The sequence below is a fragment of the Bradyrhizobium sp. 62 genome (assembly GCF_023073035.1).
In the GTDB taxonomy this organism is placed as follows: domain Bacteria; phylum Pseudomonadota; class Alphaproteobacteria; order Rhizobiales; family Xanthobacteraceae; genus Bradyrhizobium.
Map to the genome: position 1 here is coordinate 1 of NZ_JADPIT010000009.1, position 19,657 is coordinate 19,657.

16 protein-coding genes are annotated in these 19,657 nt (G+C 64.2%); 5 read left to right on the top strand and 11 right to left on the bottom strand.

Going from position 1 to position 19,657, the window contains the following annotated elements; translation table 11 throughout:
* Nucleotides 1-225: 225 nt before the first annotated feature.
* Nucleotides 226-1,365 (top strand): MFS transporter, encoded by a 1,140-nt coding sequence (locus IVB47_RS03520; RefSeq protein WP_247359055.1) that lies wholly within the window; start codon nt 226-228, stop codon nt 1,363-1,365.
* Nucleotides 1,366-1,371: 6 nt separating this feature from the next.
* Here the strand turns inward: IVB47_RS03520 and IVB47_RS03525 are convergent, their stop codons facing one another.
* Complete coding sequence (locus IVB47_RS03525) at nt 1,372-2,361, bottom strand: tripartite tricarboxylate transporter substrate binding protein (protein WP_247459859.1); 990 nt, start codon at nt 2,359-2,361, stop codon at nt 1,372-1,374.
* A gap of 296 nt (nt 2,362-2,657) precedes the next feature.
* Here IVB47_RS03525 and IVB47_RS03530 point away from each other — a divergent pair, with 296 nt between their 5' ends.
* The gene (locus IVB47_RS03530; RefSeq protein ID WP_247459861.1) at nt 2,658-5,498 is read left to right on the top strand and encodes a winged helix-turn-helix domain-containing protein; all 2,841 of its coding nucleotides are present in this window, start codon (nt 2,658-2,660) and stop codon (nt 5,496-5,498) included.
* Between the two features lie 23 nt (nt 5,499-5,521).
* Here IVB47_RS03530 and IVB47_RS03535 read toward each other — a convergent pair whose 3' ends face one another.
* The 3 genes from IVB47_RS03535 to IVB47_RS03545 all read right to left on the bottom strand — a co-directional run bounded on the left by IVB47_RS03535 (nt 5,522) and on the right by IVB47_RS03545 (nt 9,192).
* On the bottom strand, nt 5,522-6,460 hold the full coding sequence (locus tag IVB47_RS03535) for an aldo/keto reductase (protein WP_247459863.1): 939 nt from the start codon (nt 6,458-6,460) through the stop codon (nt 5,522-5,524).
* A 93-nt stretch (nt 6,461-6,553) separates the two neighbouring features.
* Entirely contained in the window at nt 6,554-8,050 is a 1,497-nt protein-coding gene (locus tag IVB47_RS03540; protein WP_247459865.1) for an MDR family MFS transporter, read from the bottom strand.
* The gene (locus IVB47_RS03545) at nt 8,047-9,192 is read right to left on the bottom strand and encodes an HlyD family secretion protein (protein ID WP_247459867.1); all 1,146 of its coding nucleotides are present in this window, start codon (nt 9,190-9,192) and stop codon (nt 8,047-8,049) included. The genes IVB47_RS03540 and IVB47_RS03545 overlap by 4 nt, the downstream gene beginning before the upstream one ends.
* A gap of 59 nt (nt 9,193-9,251) precedes the next feature.
* On the opposite strand from IVB47_RS03545, the gene IVB47_RS03550 reads away from it, so the two are divergent.
* Entirely contained in the window at nt 9,252-9,968 is a 717-nt protein-coding gene (locus tag IVB47_RS03550; RefSeq protein WP_247459869.1) for a TetR/AcrR family transcriptional regulator, read from the top strand.
* A gap of 49 nt (nt 9,969-10,017) precedes the next feature.
* Here IVB47_RS03550 and msrA read toward each other — a convergent pair whose 3' ends face one another.
* From msrA to IVB47_RS03585, 7 genes are all read right to left on the bottom strand, one after another.
* Nucleotides 10,018-10,533, bottom strand: a complete 516-nt coding sequence (msrA, locus tag IVB47_RS03555) for a peptide-methionine (S)-S-oxide reductase MsrA (protein WP_247290708.1) — start codon at nt 10,531-10,533, stop codon at nt 10,018-10,020.
* Between the two features lie 29 nt (nt 10,534-10,562).
* Nucleotides 10,563-11,003, bottom strand: a complete 441-nt coding sequence (locus tag IVB47_RS03560; RefSeq protein WP_247459871.1) for a cupin domain-containing protein — start codon at nt 11,001-11,003, stop codon at nt 10,563-10,565.
* A 23-nt stretch (nt 11,004-11,026) separates the two neighbouring features.
* Entirely contained in the window at nt 11,027-11,449 is a 423-nt protein-coding gene (locus IVB47_RS03565) for an OsmC family protein (protein WP_027566489.1), read from the bottom strand.
* Between the two features lie 109 nt (nt 11,450-11,558).
* On the bottom strand, nt 11,559-12,407 hold the full coding sequence (locus tag IVB47_RS03570) for an enoyl-CoA hydratase/isomerase family protein (protein WP_247459873.1): 849 nt from the start codon (nt 12,405-12,407) through the stop codon (nt 11,559-11,561).
* Nucleotides 12,408-12,466: 59 nt separating this feature from the next.
* Nucleotides 12,467-13,780, bottom strand: coding sequence for an epoxide hydrolase family protein (locus IVB47_RS03575; RefSeq protein ID WP_247459875.1), 1,314 nt, complete (start codon nt 13,778-13,780; stop codon nt 12,467-12,469).
* A gap of 264 nt (nt 13,781-14,044) precedes the next feature.
* Nucleotides 14,045-14,782, bottom strand: a complete 738-nt coding sequence (locus tag IVB47_RS03580) for a VOC family protein (protein WP_247459877.1) — start codon at nt 14,780-14,782, stop codon at nt 14,045-14,047.
* Between the two features lie 33 nt (nt 14,783-14,815).
* Complete coding sequence (locus IVB47_RS03585) at nt 14,816-15,487, bottom strand: sensor histidine kinase (RefSeq protein WP_247459880.1); 672 nt, start codon at nt 15,485-15,487, stop codon at nt 14,816-14,818.
* Nucleotides 15,488-15,822: 335 nt separating this feature from the next.
* Here IVB47_RS03585 and IVB47_RS03590 point away from each other — a divergent pair, with 335 nt between their 5' ends.
* Nucleotides 15,823-18,666, top strand: coding sequence for a winged helix-turn-helix domain-containing protein (locus tag IVB47_RS03590; RefSeq protein WP_247459882.1), 2,844 nt, complete (start codon nt 15,823-15,825; stop codon nt 18,664-18,666).
* A 118-nt stretch (nt 18,667-18,784) separates the two neighbouring features.
* Nucleotides 18,785-19,492, top strand: coding sequence for a hypothetical protein (locus IVB47_RS03595; RefSeq protein WP_247459884.1), 708 nt, complete (start codon nt 18,785-18,787; stop codon nt 19,490-19,492).
* Nucleotides 19,493-19,657 lie beyond the last annotated feature (165 nt).

Below are 19,657 nucleotides of genomic sequence, written 5' to 3' on the forward strand. Positions count from 1 at the left end.
CGGATGGAGCGCAAGCGTAATCCGGGACGGTGCCGAATGCGCGCGAGCGGCTCCGGATTGCGCTGCGCTCCATCCGGGCTACGAAGCCTCACTCCTTTGTTCGCACTGGCGTTCCGTCCGCCCAGGGCCGCCTGCGACAAATTCGAGTCCGCCGCGGACATAAAGACGCAACAATTGCGAGGCTTGTCGATCGCCCCCGCCCTAATTCCTCTCCCCGGAGTTCCCATGTCTTCTGCCGACAAGCCGGCGACACGCCTTGCGACCAGGCTTGCCTTCCTCGTCGCGGGCTTCGGCATCGCGTGCTGGGCACCGCTGGTGCCGTTCGCGAAGGCGCGGCTCGCCGTCGACGACGGCATCCTCGGACTGCTCCTGCTCAGCCTTGGCATCGGCTCGGTCATCGCGATGGTTCTGACCGGCGTGCTGAGCGCGCGCTATGGCAGCAAGCCGATCATCATTGCGGGCGGGCTCGGTCTTGCCTTGGTCCTGCCTCTGCTGACAATCGCGAGCTCGCCGGCGACGCTGGCGCTGGCACTTCTCGCATTCGGCGCCGCGCTCGGTTCCATCGACGTCGCCATGAACATCCACGCGGTGGAGGTGGAGCGCGCCGCGGGACGTCCGCTGATGTCCGGCTTCCACGCGCTGTTCAGCATCGGCGGCTTCGCCGGGGCCGCGCTCATGACCGCACTGCTCTCGCTGCAACTCGGCGCGCTCGCTTGCACGCTGATCTGCTCCGTCCTGATGCTGATCGCGATGCTTGTGGCCTGGCCGCGGCTGCTTCGCTCCGTGCAGGTGCAGGAGGGACCGCTGTTCGTGCTGCCGCATGGCGCCGTGCTCCTGCTCGCACTGCTTTGCGCCATCACCTTCCTGGTCGAAGGCGCGATGCTCGATTGGGGCGCGTTGCTCGTCATCGGCGCGGGCCTCGTTTCCGAGGCGCAGGGCGGGATCGGCTATATCGTGTTCTCGGTCGCGATGACGATCGGGCGGCTCGGCGGCGACGCCGTCGTCGCGCGCATCGGAGACCGCACCACATTGTTCTGGGGCAGCCTGATTGCGATCGCGGGTTTCGTGGTCCTGCTCACGGCTCCCGTCGTGGCGGTGGCTGTGGCCGGCTTCCTGCTCATCGGCCTCGGCGCATCGAACCTCGTGCCGGTGCTGTTCCGCCGGGCGGCGAGGCAGACGGTGATGCCCACGGGGCTCGCCGTCGCAGCGATCACGACCGCCGGCTACGCCGGCGTTCTCGTCGGCCCCGCCGGTGTCGGCTTCGTCGCACGCCTTGGCGGATTGCCGGTCGCGTTCTGGCTCCTGGCCGCGCTGATGGGTCTCGTCACGCTGACGGCGCGCATTGTCACGCGCGCCGACGGCTGAGCGGCCTCACAAATTGCTCAGCCCGATCGATTTGATCAGGGGCGCGAGGCTTGCGGATGTGGCCTCGACGATGCGCTGGAATTTGTCCGGGCTTGAATCGTTGTCCGGCTCCATGCCCTGGGCGCGATAGCTCGCCAGAAGCGCCGAATCGGCCATGGCGAGCCGCGTCGCCTGCGCGATCCGCTCGATGATCGCATCGCCGGTGTCCTTGGGTGCGAACAGACCGAACCAGCCCTCATACCGGATGCCGGGCATGCCGGATTCGACGGCGGTCGGGATCTCGGGCGCGCCGCTCAGCCGCGTTTCGGTGGTGACCGCCAGCAGTCTGACTTTCCCCGCTTGAGCCAACTGCTGCAATTGAACGGACATGACGGCAATGACGAGCGATATCTGGCCGCTGACGAGATCGTTGGTCGCCTGCGCGATGCCCCGATAGGGCACGTGGACGATGTCCAGCGCACCGGCCTGCTGCTTGAAGGACTCGCCGACCAGATGGTTTCCGGTGGCGATCCCCGGCGTGCCATAGGACAGCTTTCCCGGATTGGCTTTCGCATAGGTGATCAATTCGCGCAGGTTTGCGGCGGGCACCGAAGGATTGATGGCGAAAACCAGCGCGCTGTTGATCAGGCGGTAGATGGCGCGGAAATCGCCAACGGAATATCCGGGATTCGCCGACGTCATGGGAATGATGACCTGCGTGCTGCCGTTGCCGAGCAGCAGCGAATAGCCGTCGGGCTCCTCGCGCGCGACCGCCGCGGTCCCGATGGCGCCGCCCGCGCCGCCGATATATTCGACGAAGGTCGGCCCCAGCAGCGACGGCATCCTGTCCACCCAGGGGCGCGCGATCTGGTCGCCCGATCCGCCGGCTCCGTAGGGAATCACCAGGCGAATGGGACGAGACGGATAGTCGGCGGCTTGTCCGCTGCGGGGAAGCGCGGCGAGCGCCGCCGCGCTTGTCAACGCGTGCACGAATTGTCGCCGCGTGAAAGAGGCCATGCTGGAAATTCCGGAAGTCGGCAGTCAATGTGGTGGCGGGACCGGCTCCCGGACCATGCCATCGCAGCAATCCGGCACCACAGTCAATGCTCCATCCGGACGAACCCCGGTGTCATCGCATTGTCACGTCGGCCTAACTCTTTACTTTCCAAGCATAATTTCGCGAGCGAGCCGACCCAAGCCGTCCACGCAGGGCTGCCAGCCCTGCCCACTGCTTTCGGCCAGTTTACTGTACGCCTCGTTCTGGTAGACCAAAAAGTAATACCTTTTGACTCCCTTCGAGGGGGCGATGGCGCGTGCCAGATCGTAGCGAAGACTCGGCCATTTCCTTTGGGCCATTTCGACTGTTTCCGAAGTCCCGGCTCTTGGAGAAGGAGGGCTCGCCGCTTCATGTCGGCGGCCGCGCGCTCGACATTCTCATCTTCCTTGCCGGACGCCCCGGAGAAGTCGTCGACAAGAGAGAGCTGGTCAAGCGCATCTGGGCCGGCGTCAATGTCGACGAGGGCAGCCTGCGCTTCCACGTCGCGGCGCTGCGCAAGGCGCTCGGCGACACCGGCAAGTCGGCCCGTTACGTCGTCAACGTGCCGGGCCGAGGCTATTGTTTTGTCGCCTCGTTCGCTCAAGCAGCTCTGCCGGCCGCCCCGCTCCCGGCCGAAACCGCCCCTCCCCGCTCCCTGCCCGCTCAGCTCACAAGGATGGTCGGCCGGGAAGATGTCATCGAGAAGATCTCGAACGGACTTTCGCTCTATCGCTTCATGACCGTCGTCGGCCCGGGCGGCATCGGCAAGACCTCGGTCGCCGTCACCGTCGGGCATCGCCGTTCCCAGGATTTCGACGGGCGAGTCTTCTTCGTCGATTTCGGTCCGCTGAGGGATGCCAGTCACATCGCGACCACCATTGCTTCGGCGCTCGGACTGACCATCAGCGCGGAGGATCCGACGCCGGCTCTGCTGACGTTTCTGAAGACCGGCCCGGCCCTGCTGATCTTCGACGGTTGCGAACATGTGTTGGATCAATTGGCGCCGCTGGTCGAGCACATCGTTCGCGAGGCACCGCAGCTTCGTGTTCTCGCAACCAGCCGCGAATCGTTCCGCAGCGAAGGCGAGCGGATTTTCCGGCTGTTCCCGCTGGATTGTCCGCCCGAGCGCGAAGGGCTTGCTGTCGACGAGGTCCTTGCCTATCCCGCGGCTCAACTCTTTGTGGACCGCATTGCGCAGAGCTCGGGCCCGTTCCAGCTCAGTGCAGAGGAGGCGCCCCTCGTCGCGAGCATCTGCCGGCGCCTCGACGGCATCGCGCTGGCGATCGAGCTCGCGGCGGGCCGCGTCAATGCTTACGGCATCGCCGGCACGGCATCCCTGCTCGACAGCCGCTTTTCGCTGCAATGGCGGGGCCGGCGTACCGCCGTGCCGCGGCACCAGACGCTCGCTGCGGCTCTCGACTGGAGCTACGACCTTCTGCCTCCCGTGGAGAGCGCCACGCTGCGACGCCTGTCGGTCTTCGCTGGGCCTTTCGCGCCGGAGGCGGCTGCCGCGGTCGCGTCCGGTGACGGACTCAATGCATCCGAGACTCTCGAAGCAATCGACAGCCTGGTGACCAAGTCGCTTATTTCGCCGTCCGGCTCGCGCACGCTGCGCTATCGGCTGCTCGACACCACGCGCACCTATGCATACGGAAAACTCAACGAGCTCGGCGAAGCCAGGCAGTTCGCGCGGCGTCATGCCGAGCATTTTCGCGATTTATTCCAGCGCGCGGAGGCGGATATTTCGACGCCGCTGCCCGAATGGCTGAGCATCTATGGCGCGGAGCTGGACAATGTGCGTGCGGCGTTGGACTGGGCCTTCGGCCCCGACGGCGAGGCGAGACTCGGTATCGCGCTGACGGCGGCCGCGGTCACGCTGTGGGTGCGTCTTTCGCTGTTCGCGGAGTGCCGTGAGCGCAGCAGAACGGCGCTCGCGGCGCTCGGAGACACCGCCGACGATAACCGCATCCGCATGCAGCTGCTGTCGGCGCTCGGCTGGTCGCTGATGTATGGCGAGGGCCGCGCGCGCGAGGCGCGGCCGATCCTCGAGACGACCCTTGAGCTTGCTGACAGGCTCGACGACAAGGATTTCCGGCTGCGCGCGCTCTGGGGCTTGTGCATCGACCAGTTCAACAACGGACAGTTCGGCAAGGCCCGTGCGCTCGCCGATCGCTTTGCGAACGCGGCCGCGAACTCGCCCGACAAGACCGATGTCATGCTGGGCGACCGGCTGATGGCCGTGGCGCTGCACTATCTCGGGGATCAGAACGAGGCTCGGCTGCGCATCGAGCGGGTCAATGCATCGCTGCATGTGTTGGCGGAGAAGCCGAAAATCTTTCCGCTCGATCTGAGAATCTCGACGCAATATTTTCGGGCTCGCATCCTGTGGCTTCAGGGCCTGGCCGATCAGGCTCAGGCCCTTACCGCCAGAAACATCGAGGAAGGCCGGGCCAACGGCCACGCGCTGACCTTCTGCAGCGTGCTTGGACAAGCCGCCTGCCCTATCGCCTTCTGGTCCGGCGATTTCGACGCTGCGGAACGTCACGGCGCCGAGCTGCTCGAACACACCGAGCGCCACGCGATCCGGCTGTGGGGCCTGTGGGCGCGGGCCTTCAATGCCGCGGTCATGGTCAAGTGCGGCGACGTCACGACCGGGTTGCCGCTGCTGCGTGAGGAGCTCAATCGCGCCGGCGATGCGCGCTTCCTGCCGCGCTTTCTGCCCCTGCTCGGCGAGCTCGCCGCGTGTTCCGGAGAGGCCGACCAGGTCGATCGCGGGCTCGACGTGATCGAGGATGTCCTGACCCGCTGCAACGACCGGCAGGAGCTCTGGTATCTGCCGGAGCTGATCCGCATCAAGGGAGAGTTGATGCTCAGGAGCACTCGGCATTCGGAAGACGCCGAGGCGCACTTTCGCGAGGCCATGGACATTGCCGTCCAGCAAGGCGCGCGCTTCTGGGAGCTGCGGAGCGCGGTCAGCCTGGCGCGGTTCATGATTGGGGCTGGCCAGACCACGGAAGCCTTGGCAATTCTGGAACGCGCATGCGGGCCTTTCAAAGAGGGCGCCGGCATCGCCGAGATCCGTAGCGCCCACGATTTGATCGAGCAGCTCCGGGCTTGACGAGTCGGCTGACCGGCACTGATTCATCCAGCCCGCGGGATGAATCCGGGCACGCCGGTCTCGACGACCGTGTTGAACCTGATGTTTGTCGTGATCTGGTCCCTCATCTCTCGCATGGCGTCTTCGGGCAAGGCTGAAATATCGAAGTTTTCCTGGATGCGCCGGGGATTGGTCGAAGTCGTCAGGAAAGCGGTGCCGCGCTGGACGGCCCACGCCAGCGCAATTTGAGCCGGTGTCTTGTGCACACGCTCCGCGATGGCAGTGATCACCGGATCAGCCAGGACGTTCGGCTTCATCGCGTGTCCCAGCGCTGCAAACGCCTGCAGCACAATTCCGTGCTCTCGACAGAAGTCGAGCAGGTCCCATTCGGGGAGATACGGATGCGATTCGACTTGCACCATGGCGGGCCTGATCCGCGCGACCGAAACGATCTCGCGTAGCTTGTCCAGGGTGATGTCCGACAGGCCGATCGACTTGCAGTGCCCCTCGTCGACAAGGCGTTCCAGCGCCCCCCACGTTTCGGCCAGCGTAACCCCAGAATCATAGATGACCCGACCGTGCTCATCCCTCGGGTCCTGCTCGTCGCCGGGTTGAAAGGCGAAGGGCGTATGGATGATGTAGCAATCGATCTCGTCGAGCTGCAGCCGCCGGCGACTGGCGTCGAAGGCAGGCCTGACCCGTTCCGGCCGATGATTGGTGTTCCATAGCTTCGTCGTAACGAACAGGTCCTTGCGCTGAAGCGTCCCCGCCTTGAAGGTCTCCTGCAGCGCGTCGCCGACCGCTTCCTCGTTGCGATAGCGCTCCGCGCAATCAAGATGTCGAAATCCGGCCTCCAACGCAGCCTTGGTGGCCCGCCTGGTCACGAGCGGATCCGGAATCAGCGTGCCAAATCCCACCGCGGGAATCGTCCCGGATTGATGAGTTGGAATTCTCGTATAACGAAGCGTATCTGACGAAGTCATGCTGATGCTCCTTTGCTTGTCCACGGCTCCCCCAAAAGTAAGGGACGAGGTATTCGGAATTGACGATGCGATGTCGTTCCACGGCTCAAGGCGTTAACCGGTAGGCCGCGGCTTACGGAGAAAAAACACGAGCGGAATCACGACGAGCATGGCGAACATCAGGATCTCGAACTGGTCGATGACCGCGACGGTCGCCGCCTGACGCGTGACCATGCCGTTGAGGGCCGCAAGGCCCGGCTTGCCGACCGAGCCCCCGACATAAGCGGCGACACGATAGGGCGTGAGATTCTTTGCGAGTGCGGCGTGCACAGCCTGCGTGTTGGCGTAGAAGAAGAGCTGGACGACCGCGATGCCAATGGTGCTGCCATAGAGGCGTGACAGATTGATCAACGCGCTGCCTTCCGGGCGGAGCTTCGGGTCGAGCGTGCCGAACGCGGCCCTGGCGAGCGCGGGCAGCAACATGCCGAGACCCGCTCCCTGGAGCAGGCCGGCCTCGACCACCGGCCGCCAATCCATCGCCGGCGAATAGCCTAGCATCAGCCAGTTGGCATAGACCACCAGCGTCATTCCACCCACGAGGAACGGCCGGTAGTCGATCTGCGCGGGGACCAGGCTCGTCAGCACCAGCGCTCCCATCAGTGCGACGCCGCGCGGAACAGTCATGTATCCGGTGGTGTCGACGGGGTAGTTGAGCAATTCCTCCAGCATCGGGGACGTCAGGGCCAGGGTCGGCAGCAGCACGAAGCCAAGCGCGAAGGAGATGACCGTCGAGAGCACGAGATTGCGGTCCCTGAACAGCGCCGTGCGGAGAAAGTGCTCCTTTGTCGTCATGACGTGCACGATGAAGAGATAGAAGCCGAGCACGGAGGCGCCCGCCTCGATCCAGATTTCCGTCGCGGCAAACCATTCGAGGCGCTCGCCGCGGTCGAGCAACATCTGCAACCCGATCATGCCGACGGAGAACGTCGTCAGGCCGAAGAAGTCGAAGGGCTGGCTCCGCTCGGCCCGCTTCTCGCCGAGCAGCTGAGCCGTCGTCAGGAAAATGAAGCCCGTCATCGGCAGGCTGAAATAGAAGATCGCGGGCCAGCCGTAATATTCACTGAGCCAACCGCCAATGGCTGGGCCGCTGCTGATGCCGAGCAGGGAGCAGACGGTCCACGCCAGGCTCATGCGCGCATGTCGCACCGGCGATGTCGCCTCGAGCAGGATCGCCAGCGAGAGCGGCGCCAGCGGTCCGCTCGCCGCGCCCTGGAGGATTCGCGCCAGCACGAACTGGATCGAGGTCGTCGCCAGTGTATCGAGGGCGAGACCCAACACGAAAATCGTGACGGCGGCCTGATAGACCACTTTCCGGCCGTAGCGTCCCGCCAGCCATTGCGTGATCGACATTGTCACGGCGCTCGCAGCGATATAAGAGGAAAACACCCAGCCGACCTCGTCATTGGCCATCGAGAGCGTCGCCTGAATATGAGGTAGCGCCACGTTCGGTATCGAAATGTTGACGGCCTGCATGTAGGTCGCCATGAGGGCGGCCGCGGCGATCGCGTGACGACCACCGGGCGCCGTGGTCGATGGAAGGGGCGTACTCATTTTCCCTCCGTTGCGCGCGCGGGTTGGAGCAGATGTGCCCAGCTGCGGCGATGGCCGGTATCAACCCGCGCCGTCACGCTGATGCCCGAGAACAGCGGCCGGCTTGGATCGAGATCGTCGAGTTCCAGGCGCACCGCCAATCGCTGGACGACCTTGACCCAGTTTCCCGTCGCATTCTCGGGCGGCAGGAGCGAGAAGTCCGATCCGGTGCCGGGACTCATGCTGACGATATGCGCCCTGAACTTGCGATCCGGATAGGCATCGACGTCGATCGTCGCCTCCTGCCCTGGACGCATATGATTGAGACCGGTCTCGCGAAAATTCGCCTCGACCCAGACGTGCCGGCTCGACAGCAGCGAGAACGTCGGTGCCCCGGCATTGACGAAGCCGCCGATCTGGAGATCGTCCACCTTGGTCACGATGCCGTCCTCGGGCGCCGTCACGGTGGCATAGGAGAGATCGAGCCGCGCACGGTCGAGCTGTGCCCTGGCCGCGCGAACGGTCGGATGGCGATCGATGTCGATGTCGGCATCGCCATTGAGGGCAACGATTGTATTGGCGATCTGCTGTTCGATCGACACCATGCGGTGGCGAGCGACCTTCATGTCCGTCTCGGCCCGCTCGTAGACCGCGCGCGGCGTGAAGTCGGAGGCAACCAGCATCTTCTTGCGATCGAACTCGCGCTCGTCGAAGGCAGCAGATTCTTTGGCCGATTGCAGCTCCGCCAGCTGCTGACGATGGGTCGCCTTGAGGGATTCGATCTGGAGCCGCGCACTTCCGAGGCGCGCCTCGGCCTGGTCGACGGCAATTTCATAAGGCTCCGGGTCGATGCGAAACAGCACCTGGCCCCGCCGGACGCGCTGATTGTCACGCACGGCGATCTCGACCGCCTGGCCGGAAACCCGGGCATTGATGGTCACCTTGGCGGCGCGAACGAATGCGTCGTCGGTCGAGACATATTGCTCCTGCGCCAGATAGATGAAGGCGCCGACCACGGCCACCGCCATCGGCAGCGCGAGCATCAGCGGCCGTCGCAGCCGCTTGCCGAGCCCTGTCCCGAACCATTGCGCGGCGGCCTCGCTCGGGCGGAAGCTGTTGCGATCACCAAGCCCGCCGGCGATTGGCGCAAAATCGAAACGCATCGGAATATCCTCGGGTTCAACTCATTTAATAACGATCGTTACAAATATTGTACTCCTACGTGGCGATCAAGGGCGCGACCTTGATTTTTATAACGGTCCATACAAATATATGTGTGGAACGTGGCAACCGGGATTCTGACGACATGGCACGGAAAAAGAGCGAAACGAGCCCGGCCCGCCGGGGACGGCCACCGGCCTACGACGCAGAGACGGCCTTGAAGCGGGCAACGGAAACGTTCTGGAGGACGGGCTATTCCGGTACCTCCCTGGACAAGGTCGCTGCGGCGACCGGCATGAGTCCGCCGAGCCTCTACGCAGTGTTCGGCAACAAGCATGCGCTCTATCTCGAGGCGCTCGCGCGTTATTGGGAGATCAGCCTGGCCGCGACGCGTGAGGCTCTCGCCGGGGACCATCCCTTGGACGAAGCGCTGATGCTGGCCTATGACGCGGCGCTGTCGATCTATTTTTCCGGCAAGGGAGCCGCGCGCGGCTGCTTCGTGGTGGGGACGGCGGTGACCGAAGTCGCAGAAGATGCCGCGATCCGGAGCAGCGTCGCGGCGGGACTGCGCATGATAGATGCCGATTTCGAAGCCCGCTTCCGCTTCGCGCAGGACAAGGGCGAGCTAAAGCGCGACGCCGATCCGGCGGCGCTTGCCATTCTCGCTTCAGCCACGATGCACACCATTGCCATTCGCGCCCGTGCCGGCGCCCGCCGCTCCGAGCTGAGAGAGATGTCCCGAAAAGCGGTCGATGTGCTCTGCGGATCAGGGCGATGATCTCGCGGATTTCAGCCATGGCTCCACCCGGCAATAGCGACGACCAGCTTTAGCCTGCCGCTGCAGCCCCGCGCCGCGGCAGCTTCCAGTCGGGGCGGATGAAGTGGCAAGTGTAGCCGTCCGGATAGCGTTCGAGATAATCCTGATGCTCCGGCTCGGCTTCCCAGAACTCGCCCGCGGGCGCGACCTCGGTCACGACCTTGCCAGGCCAGAGACCGGACGCCTCGACGTCTGCAATCGTGTCCTTTGCGATCCGCTTCTGTTCGTCGCTCATATAGAAGATCGCCGAGCGATAGCTCGTGCCCAAATCATTGCCCTGGCGGTTGAGCGTGGTCGGATCGTGGATCTGGAAGAAGAACTCCAGCATGGTCCGGAAGCTGGTCTTGGCGGGATCGAAGGTGATCTCGATCGCTTCGGCATGACCTTCATGATTGCGGTAGGTGGCATTCTTCACCGTGCCGCCGGTGTAGCCGACACGGGTGGAGATCACGCCCGGCTGCTTGCGGATCAGATCCTGCATGCCCCAGAAGCAGCCTCCGGCCAGAATTGCGCGTTCCGTTGTCATTCGATGCTCCATCCGTTTAGCTGAGATGCTTACCGCTGTTCTGCGATGGCACGCAGGCGCGGGTCATCATGGTCGTCGTGATACTCCAGGCCCAATGGGCCGATGGCTGAAACCTGCGTGACGTATTCGCCGGACTTCGCCCAATGAAAATGCCAGGTCTCGCCGGGCAGCACGATAACACTGCCCGGCGGATAAGCCTTTACTTTGTCGCCGTCAAAGCTTTCGCCGAGCCCGATGTAGAACACACCCGACATGACTGTGTAGATGCGGTCCTCCGGATGCTTGTGCGGCATCAGCCTGGTGCCGCCGGGCACTTTCACCCGGACTACGTAAGGCGCGGGTTCACTGGGGTGGCCAACCATGACGGCCAGCCGCGCGTCCGGCGGGAATGCCGGAAACGGCTGCCATGCGATATCCTCGGGCAGAATGGCCCGGAACCTGTCTTCGTCCGGCTGATGTTGGCGGGGCATGACGGCAGTCCTGGTGTGTTGAGCTATATCAGCTTGGCGTCAAGCGTAATTGCGGCGTTGAGCACCTTCGACACCGGGCAGTTCTTCTCGGCTTCGCCGGCGATCTTGGCGAAACCTGCGTCATCGAGGTTCGGCACCTTGGCACGCAACGTCAGCGCCGATTTGCTGATCTTGAAACCCTTGCCTTCAGGTTCGAGCGTGACCGCGGCTTCTGTCGAGAGCTCGTCAGGCGTGAAGCCGGCGAGCTGCAGACCGAAGGCCAGCGCCATGGTGAAGCAACCGGCATGGGCCGCCGCGATCAACTCCTCGGGATTGGTGCCCTTCTCGTTCTCAAAGCGGGTCTTGAACGAATAGGGCGTCGCGGCGAGCACGCCGGATTCACTCGATAGCTGACCGGTGCCATCGCGACCGGTGCCTTTCCAGACTGCTGTTGCCTTGCGGATCATCTCAATTCTCCATGTTTGATTTCAGCACCGGGGCTCGGTACCGGACGAAAGCGACATTGGCACGACCACCTGTCGCCGTTCCGCCCGGCCGAACGCCGCAGCGGTTCCGTTAGGCGCCAATCTGTCCGACGTGGAAGCCGAGCCGGTTCTCAACGTCACCGGCGCGGTGGAGGCCGCGCGACATCAGCGCCTTGATGCGGGTCTGACTCGCGGGGCGGCTGAGCGAGGCCAGGAACGCGTCCCATTCCGGCTTGATCTCGACATCCGGCGGCAGGCTCGCGACGTCGACGAGGCGCTTGGTCTCGGCAATCGCCTCCTTGTCGAAGGACGCGATGCGCATAGCCAGCGCCTCGACGAAGCCGTCGAGCTCGGCATCCGGCAGCGACCGGTTCACATAGCCGTAACGTTCAGCGAGATCGCCGTGGATATCGTCGGCGCCGAGCAGAACTTCGAGCGCGCGGCCGCGGCCCATCAGGCGCGGTAACCGCGCCATCGGCCCGCCGCCGGGCACCAGGCCCGCACCGACTTCCCATTGCGACAGAATCGCCTTTTCGCGGCTGGCAAAGCGCATGTCGCTCGCGAGCGCCAGCTCGCTGCCGACGCCGGTCGCGCGGCCCCGGATCGAGGCAATCGAGACGACCGGCGCGCGGCTGAGACGCACCAGCATGTCGGGCAGCGCCTGCAGGCCGGTCGGCCCGGGCGGGATACGAAGCGAATCCTCCAGCGGCGCGAGGAAGTCGTAATGCGTGATGAAGAAGCCTTCGACGGCGCTGTCGAACACCACGACCTTCACCTCAGGATCGGTCTCGATCGCCGTGACGACGTCGTCCAGAAGCGGAAGTTGCTTGGGGCCGAAGATATTGACCGGGGGCATGTCGAAGGTGACACGCCAATATGACGGCAGTCGACGTTCAACGCGGATTTGGTCAGTGGTGAAGCTGCGTTCGGGGCGGTTCATGATGTATTCCTGTCTATGGGAAAGAAGGGAACGCGCGGAAGTGCGCGTCCCCGCAGGTCTCAGATCGACTGACGCAGCGCTCGGAAGGCGGTGCGCATTTCCGAGGAGAACAGCGCGGGCTGTTCCCAAGCAGCGAAGTGGCCGCCCTTATTGAGGCGGTTGTAGTGCATCAGCTTCGGATAGGCCTTCTCGGTCCAGCTGCGCGGCGCGGCGTAGATCTCGTCCGGGAAGACGCTGACGGCGACCGGGATCTTGATGTGCTTGGGCTCGAAGAATGCCAGCTTGTTCTCCCAGTACAGCCGCGCCGACGACACCGCGGTGTTGGTGAGCCAGTAGAGCGTGATGTTGTCGATCACGTCGTCCCGCGACAGCCCTTCCGTCTTGCCCGCGAACACCCGAGCGATCATCGCGGTGCTGCGCGCATCATGGTCGAGCATCCAGGACGCGAGACCCGCCGGCGAATCCACCAGGCCATAGAGCGTCTGCGGCCGGTTGGACATCTCGATCGCATAGCCGAGACCATGCTTGTAGAAATCATCGAGCTGATCGTAAGCGTAGCGCTCGTCGGCCGAGAGGTTCGACGGCCGCGATCCGCCGGGCTGAAGCGCCTTGGCAATGTCGTCCGGAACGGTCGCGGGCATATTGGTGTGGATGCCGAGCAGTTCCGGCGGCGCGATCACCGCCATCTGCTCCGTCACGGCATTGCCCCAATCGCCGCCTTGCGCGACATAGCGGTTGTAGCCGAGCCGCTTCATCAGCATGATCCAGGCGCGCGCGACGCGCTGGGGGTCCCAGCCCAGCTCCGTCGGCTTGCCGGAGAAGCCGTGGCCGGGCAGCGAGGGGATCACGAGATCGAAGGCGTCCGCCGCCTTCGCGCCATGTGCGGTGGGGTCGGTGAGCGGGCCGACGATCTTCATCTGCTCGATGATCGAACCGGGCCAGCCATGCGTGACGATCATCGGCAGCGCGTTTTCGTGACGCGAGCGAACGTGAATGAAGTGGATGTCGACGCCGTCGATCTCGGTGACGAATTGCGGCACGGCATTCAGCCGCGCCTCCATCTTGCGCCAGTCGTAGTCGTTCTGCCAGTAGCTCACGAGTTGCTGCACCGTCGTCAGCTGCACGCCCTGCGATTGATCGGCAACGATCTCACGATCCGGCCAGCGCGTCGCGGCGAGACGGCGGCGGAGATCGAGCAGATCCTGCTCGGGCACGCTGACGTGGAACGGGCGGACCGCCCCGCTCACGCCGGCCTTCACGGAATGCAGCGGCAGCAGGCTCGACACGCTTGCCGCGACCGCGGTCATCGCGGCCTGGGTCAGCAGTTGACGGCGGTCCGGATTGAGAATGTCGGTGCGTGCTTGCGTGGTCATGTTCGATCTCCCTGGCTTTGGTCGGTGACGCTGACCGAATTCGACATCAACGCCTCGGTTCGTCATGCCGAGAGATTGGCGCAGGCCCTGGCAATTTGCTCGTTATGGGTTGTTAGAGCGCGTTAGCCGTTGCGAGCCGCGCGACACCGAGGAGAGCGATCGTCGACTCGCGATGCGCGCCGCCAAAGCAACACGGCCCGCGATGAGCTCAGTCATCGCGCGCCGTGTCGGCTTGCATCAGTCGAAGAATCTGTGCTGTCCAGCTCAGGATGGCAGCGGCTGGCCCGCCTGCTCGCGGACGATGTAATCGGCGTACCAATCGGCCCAGTTCTCATCGTGCCCGCCGGTCCGCTTCTCGTGCTCGCCATGTGCCGCCGCCGCGCGGCGCAGTGCTGCGGCCAGCGCAGTCTGTGAAGCGAATGTCGTGCCGCCGCCCGCGATCCGTCCCGGCAATCGCGTCGTGACCTCCTGGAACAACCAGCCATTGCCGTCGGGATCGCTGAACGACGCATATGAGCCGTAGCTGCCGCGCTTCGGGTCAGCACCGCTCACCCGAACGCTGCCGGAGAGATAAGGCTCGTCGGTCCCGGCGTGAACATCGCCGGCACCGTGGAATGGAGCGCTGACCTCGACGCCGCGGTCGAGCAGATCCGTTCGCGCCGCCTCCAGATCGGAGACGATCAGGTACAAGCCTCGCGCCGAGCCCGGCGCTGCCGCCGTCACGTTCCTGCCGAAGATCACCGAGCAGGCCGAACCCGGCGGCGTGAACTGGATCACGCGCCAGTCATCGCCGGAGGCAAAATCGGCGTCCAGTCGCCAACCGAGACGCGCGTAGAAGGCCTTGGCGCGATCGACATCGGACACGGGGATCACGATCACCTCGAGCCGCTGATCGACGCTAGGCGATGTCGAAGGCGTCTTCGCAGACTTGTTGGAAGGCTTGTTGGAAGGCTTATTGGAAAGCTTGGCCGCGGCGTCGCGGTCGATTTCGGCAGTGGCCATGTCGAACTCCCTGGGTTGGATCTAAGACGAGCTTCAGGCAGCTGTGATCGGCATCACGATGGTTACGCGTGTGCCGTCGTCGCCCGCCTCGCCCTGCAGCCGGGCGTGAATGCTGCGTGCGAGTCCTTCGAGAATCCGGCTGCCGGTGCCCTGAAGCGGCCCGGTCGCGCCGATCCCGTTGTCTGTTACCGTGCAGAACCAGGCGCCGTCGCGATTGGCCATGTCGATGCGGATCAGTGCGTCATTCCTGTTCGGGAAGGCGTGCTTGGCCGCATTCGTCACCAGCTCCGTCAGCATCAGCGCAAGCCGATGGCATTGCGACGCCGGCAGCGTCCCGCTTTCGATCGCAGCCTCGCAGCGGATGCCCGCCGGCTCCAGCACGGCCTCGGAAATCGCTCCGCACAGGTTTTCGAAAAAGGCCGCGACCGGGATCGCCGTATGGTCGTCATTGTCGGACAAGAGCTGATAGAGCCTGCCGAAGGCGACGATGCGCCGCTCGAGCCGGTCCGCTGCAAGCGACACGTCCCTGGTACCCGTTCTGGTGAAATCGCGGCGGACTGACGCACCGAGTATCGTCAGCGTGTTCTTCATCCGATGGTGGGATTCCCGCAGCACGAGCTCCCAGTCACGCGACTGATCGTCAAGACTAGCCACAAATTGAGATCGAACGACGTCGTCATTCGGCCGAGCATCGATACCGGACATCGTAGCCTCCCCGTTGGAATTAACGCCAAACTCGGAACGGATACTGGATGCAGTTCGTGCGCATTGCTCGTTAGACGTTGCAAGATTCTGTTATGATGGCGGTACGACGACGGGCACTCCGAACGTGAGCTCGTCGGTCAAGCACGCTGCCGGGTTGTCCCGATCGCTTCGCAAGATGCTCGCGTTTGAGTACAATTTGCGACGGATCGTCGCGCGCGACCGGCCAATTGCCGGCACCCTCCACGCGATTTCGCCACTTTCGACCAGTTTACTCAGGGTTCCCTTCTGGTAGATCAAAGTGCAGAGTTCAGCTCTTTCACTGGAATGATTGGCACGTGCCGGACACTAACGACCAGGATTCGGCCATTGCTTTCGGGCCTTTCCGGCTGTTCGCAAAGACGCGGCTGCTCGAGAAGGACGGCGCCCCGGTTCACCTCGGCGGCCGTGCGCTCGACATTCTCGTTTTTCTCGCCGAGCGAGCCGGCGAGGTCGTGGACAAGCGTGAGTTGATGCGGCGGGTCTGGGCCGACGTGAATGTGGACGAAGGCAGCCTGCGCTTTCACATCACGACACTGCGCAAGGCCTTGGGCGATCCGGGCGAAGGCTCCCGCTACGTCGTCAACGTCCCCGGACGAGGTTATTGCTTCACGGCCGCGCTGCTCCAGGCCGCCCCTTCGGAGAGCCGGACCAGCCTGCCCGTTGCTGCGCCGCGCTCGCTGCCCTCGCCGCTCGCGAGGATGATCGGGCGGGACCATGCGGTCGAGAGAATTTCCGCCGAGCTGGCCTTGCATCGCTTCGTCACGATCGTCGGCCCCGGCGGAATCGGCAAGACTTCGGTGGCACTGGCGGTCGCACATCGCGAGCTCCAGGCCTTCGACGGCCAGGTGTGTTTTGTCGATTTCGGCGCACTGAGGGAGACCCGGCTCGTTACGGGAACGATTGCGGCCGCGCTGGGCCTGACAGTCAATTCCGACGACCCGATGCCGGGGTTGCTGACATTCCTGCGCAGCCGGCGGATGCTGCTGGTCTTCGACAGTTGCGAGCACATCCTCGACGATCTCGCCCCTCTGGCCGAGCGCATCGTCCGGGAAGCGGGCGAGCTGCATATTCTCGCCACCAGCCGCGAATCTTTCCGCGCCGAAGGTGAGCGTGTCCATCGGCTGTTTCCATTGGATTGCCCGCCACAGCGCGACGGCCTCGGCATCGCCGACATCCTTGCCTATCCTGCAACTCAGCTCTTCGTGGAACGCATCGCAGAGAGCCTGAGCGATTTCGAGCTCAGCGAAGAGGATGCGCCGCTCGTAGCCGATATCTGCCGTCGGCTGGACGGCATCGCGCTCGCCATCGAGCTCGCGGCCGGGCGTGTGAATGCCTATGGCATCGCCGGGACCGCCTCTCTGCTCGACAGCCGTTTCTCGCTGCTGTGGCGCGGGCGGCGCACCGCCGTCCCGCGGCACCACACCCTGAGTGCGGCGCTCGCCTGGAGCTATGATTTGCTGCCGGCAACCGAAAGCGCAACGCTGCGCGGATTGTCGGCATTCGTCGGGCCATTCACCCTGGAAGCCGCGCTTGCGGTCGCATCCTGTCAGGGCATTGGCGAAGCAGAAGCCGCCGAGGCGATCTCCAATCTGCTTTCCAAATCGCTGATCGCGACCTCGCCTGCGGAGCGGCGGCTGCGCTATCGCCTGCTCGACACCACACGTGCCTTCGTCGCGGAGAAGCTCGTCGAGAACGGCGAAGCGGACCGCGTCGCACGCGCCCACGCCGAATATTTTCGCGACTTCCTGCGCGACATCGCTCTCCAATCCACGGGCATGCAGAGTGCCGGCGGCTTTCTTCCCTATGCCGACCACCTGCCCAATGTCCGGGCCGCGCTGAACTGGAGCTTTTCGGACGGCGGGGACCGAACGATCGGCGTGGATCTGGCGGCGTCAGCGGCCCAGTTCTTCCTTGAGCTGACATTGCTGACGGAATGCTACCGCTGGACCCAGCAGGCGCTGGCGTCCCTCGACGCGAGCGCGGAGGATGGCCGCAATGAAATGATCTTGCAGGCCGCGCTCGGCGTCTCCGCGATGTTCACGCAAGGCAATACCGAAGCGGTCCGCTCGGCATTCACGCGCAGTCTCCAGCTTGCGCGGGAGCTCCAGGATTTGCACTGGCAGCTCTGGCTGCTGCGCGGATTACACATCTACCTCACCAGGGTCGGGGATTTTCACGGAGCACTCGGAATCGGTGAACAGGGCGAAAGCGTCGCGCGGAAGCTGAACGATCCCGCCAGCACGCTGAACGTCGAATGGATGTTGGGGGTCGCCCATCATTTAATCGGCAACCAGGACAAGGCAGTGCAGCTCTGCGAGAGCGCGATGTTGCATAATCCCGGCTCGCAGCGGCTGAATATCGGGCATCTCGGCTATGACGACCGCATCGTCGCACTGGTGGCGCTGGCACGCGGGCTTTGGCTCACCGGCCGGCCCGATCGTGCGATCGAGGCGTCGCGATACACCATTCGCGAAGCCGAGCTGCTCGAACAGCCGCTTACTCTCGGTATTTCCTTGATCTGGACCATCTACGTGTTCCTGTGGGTCGGCGATCTGGCCAATGCGGAAATCCTGATCGAGCGGCTGATCGATCATTCCGCGCGGCACTTCCTCGGGCCCTATCACGCGGTCGGCATCGGCCAGAAGGGTGAGCTGCTGCTTCGCCGCGGCGACGTCGCCGCCGGCATCGAGCACCTCCGCCGCAGCCAGGCCACGCTGTACGCGACGCGACACCGGATCATGACGACGGTGTTTGCGACTGCGCTCGCTGAGGGTCTCGCCTTCCAGAACCAGGCCGGCGAAGCCTTGCAGACCATCAATGATGCCATCGCCGAGATTCCCGATCATGGCGAATCCTTCGACATGCCGGAGATGCTCAGGGCCAAAGGCGACATCCTCGCCCGGTCGGGCAAGGCCGCGGAGGCCGAAAGCTGCTTCCGGGACTCGCTCGATCTGTCACGTCGCCAATGCGCGCTCGGCTGGGAGCTGCGGGGGGCCATCAGTCTCGGCCGGGTCTGGCGCCAAGCTGGTAAAGCCCGAGACGCCCGCGCCCTGCTCGCTCCGCTCGTCGCACGATACCAAGAGGGCCTCCAGACCCGTGATCTCGTCGCCGCCAGGGAGCTCCTTACGGCGCTGAATTGAGAGTATCTTCAATGGGATACCGCAAGGCTATCCGCTCGCAACTCCTAACAAATTCTAACACGCCAAGCCGCATCCGCCCCGCCATGGTGGTGACACTTCATGGTGGATATGGCGGGACATGGCGCTTCTTGACGATGTAATTGATGCCAGCGGCGGAATGGCCCGCTGGAATAGCTTGAGCCGGTTCACGCTTCACCTCTCCGTCGCCGGAACGCTGTTCTCCAGCACCGGACATGCCAGCGAATTCAAGGACGTGACGGCGGAGGGCTCGACCCGCACCCAGTCGGTCCGCTTCACCGGCATCACCGGAGGCGAACACTCTGGCTCTTTTCAACCTGACGCGATCACGATCGAAAGCCTCAAGGGTGAGATTCTCAGGACCTGGCCCAATCCGAGCCTTGCGTTCACCGAGACTGGTTCGCCCGCGCTCGCGGACGAACTGCATCTCGTGTTCTTCTGCGGCGTCGCGATTTGGAATTATCTGACCAATCCATTCCTGCTCGTCCATCCCGACGTGGTGGTGGAGGAACTGCCGCCGTGGCAGGAGAACAACGAGTCATGGCGGCGGTTGCGGGCGCAGTTCCCGCCGGGCCTGATCACGCTCGCGCCCGAGCAGATCTTCTATTTCGACCACAACGCGTTGCAGCGGCGGACCGACCACGATCTGTTCGGCATGAAAGTCGCGCATTACTCCTGGGCCCATGACAGCTTCGGCGGCATCGTGGTGCCGACGCTCCGACGCGCGCAGACGCTGCGGCCCGACGGAACCGTGGTCGCCAAGCCCGTGCTGATGGACGTCGAGATCTTTGACGCCGTCTTCGAGTAGCGGGACGCGCGACATCTCCGTGCTCTCAACGTCTAACAATACATAACGCGCCGACAGCCGGCCTTGAGTGCAGATTGGGATCGCGAGCAACGAACGACGTGACGTGCTCGGACGAGATCCAGCTCGGCGCATCTCCACCACAATGGAGTGCGTCATCGCCGCAAA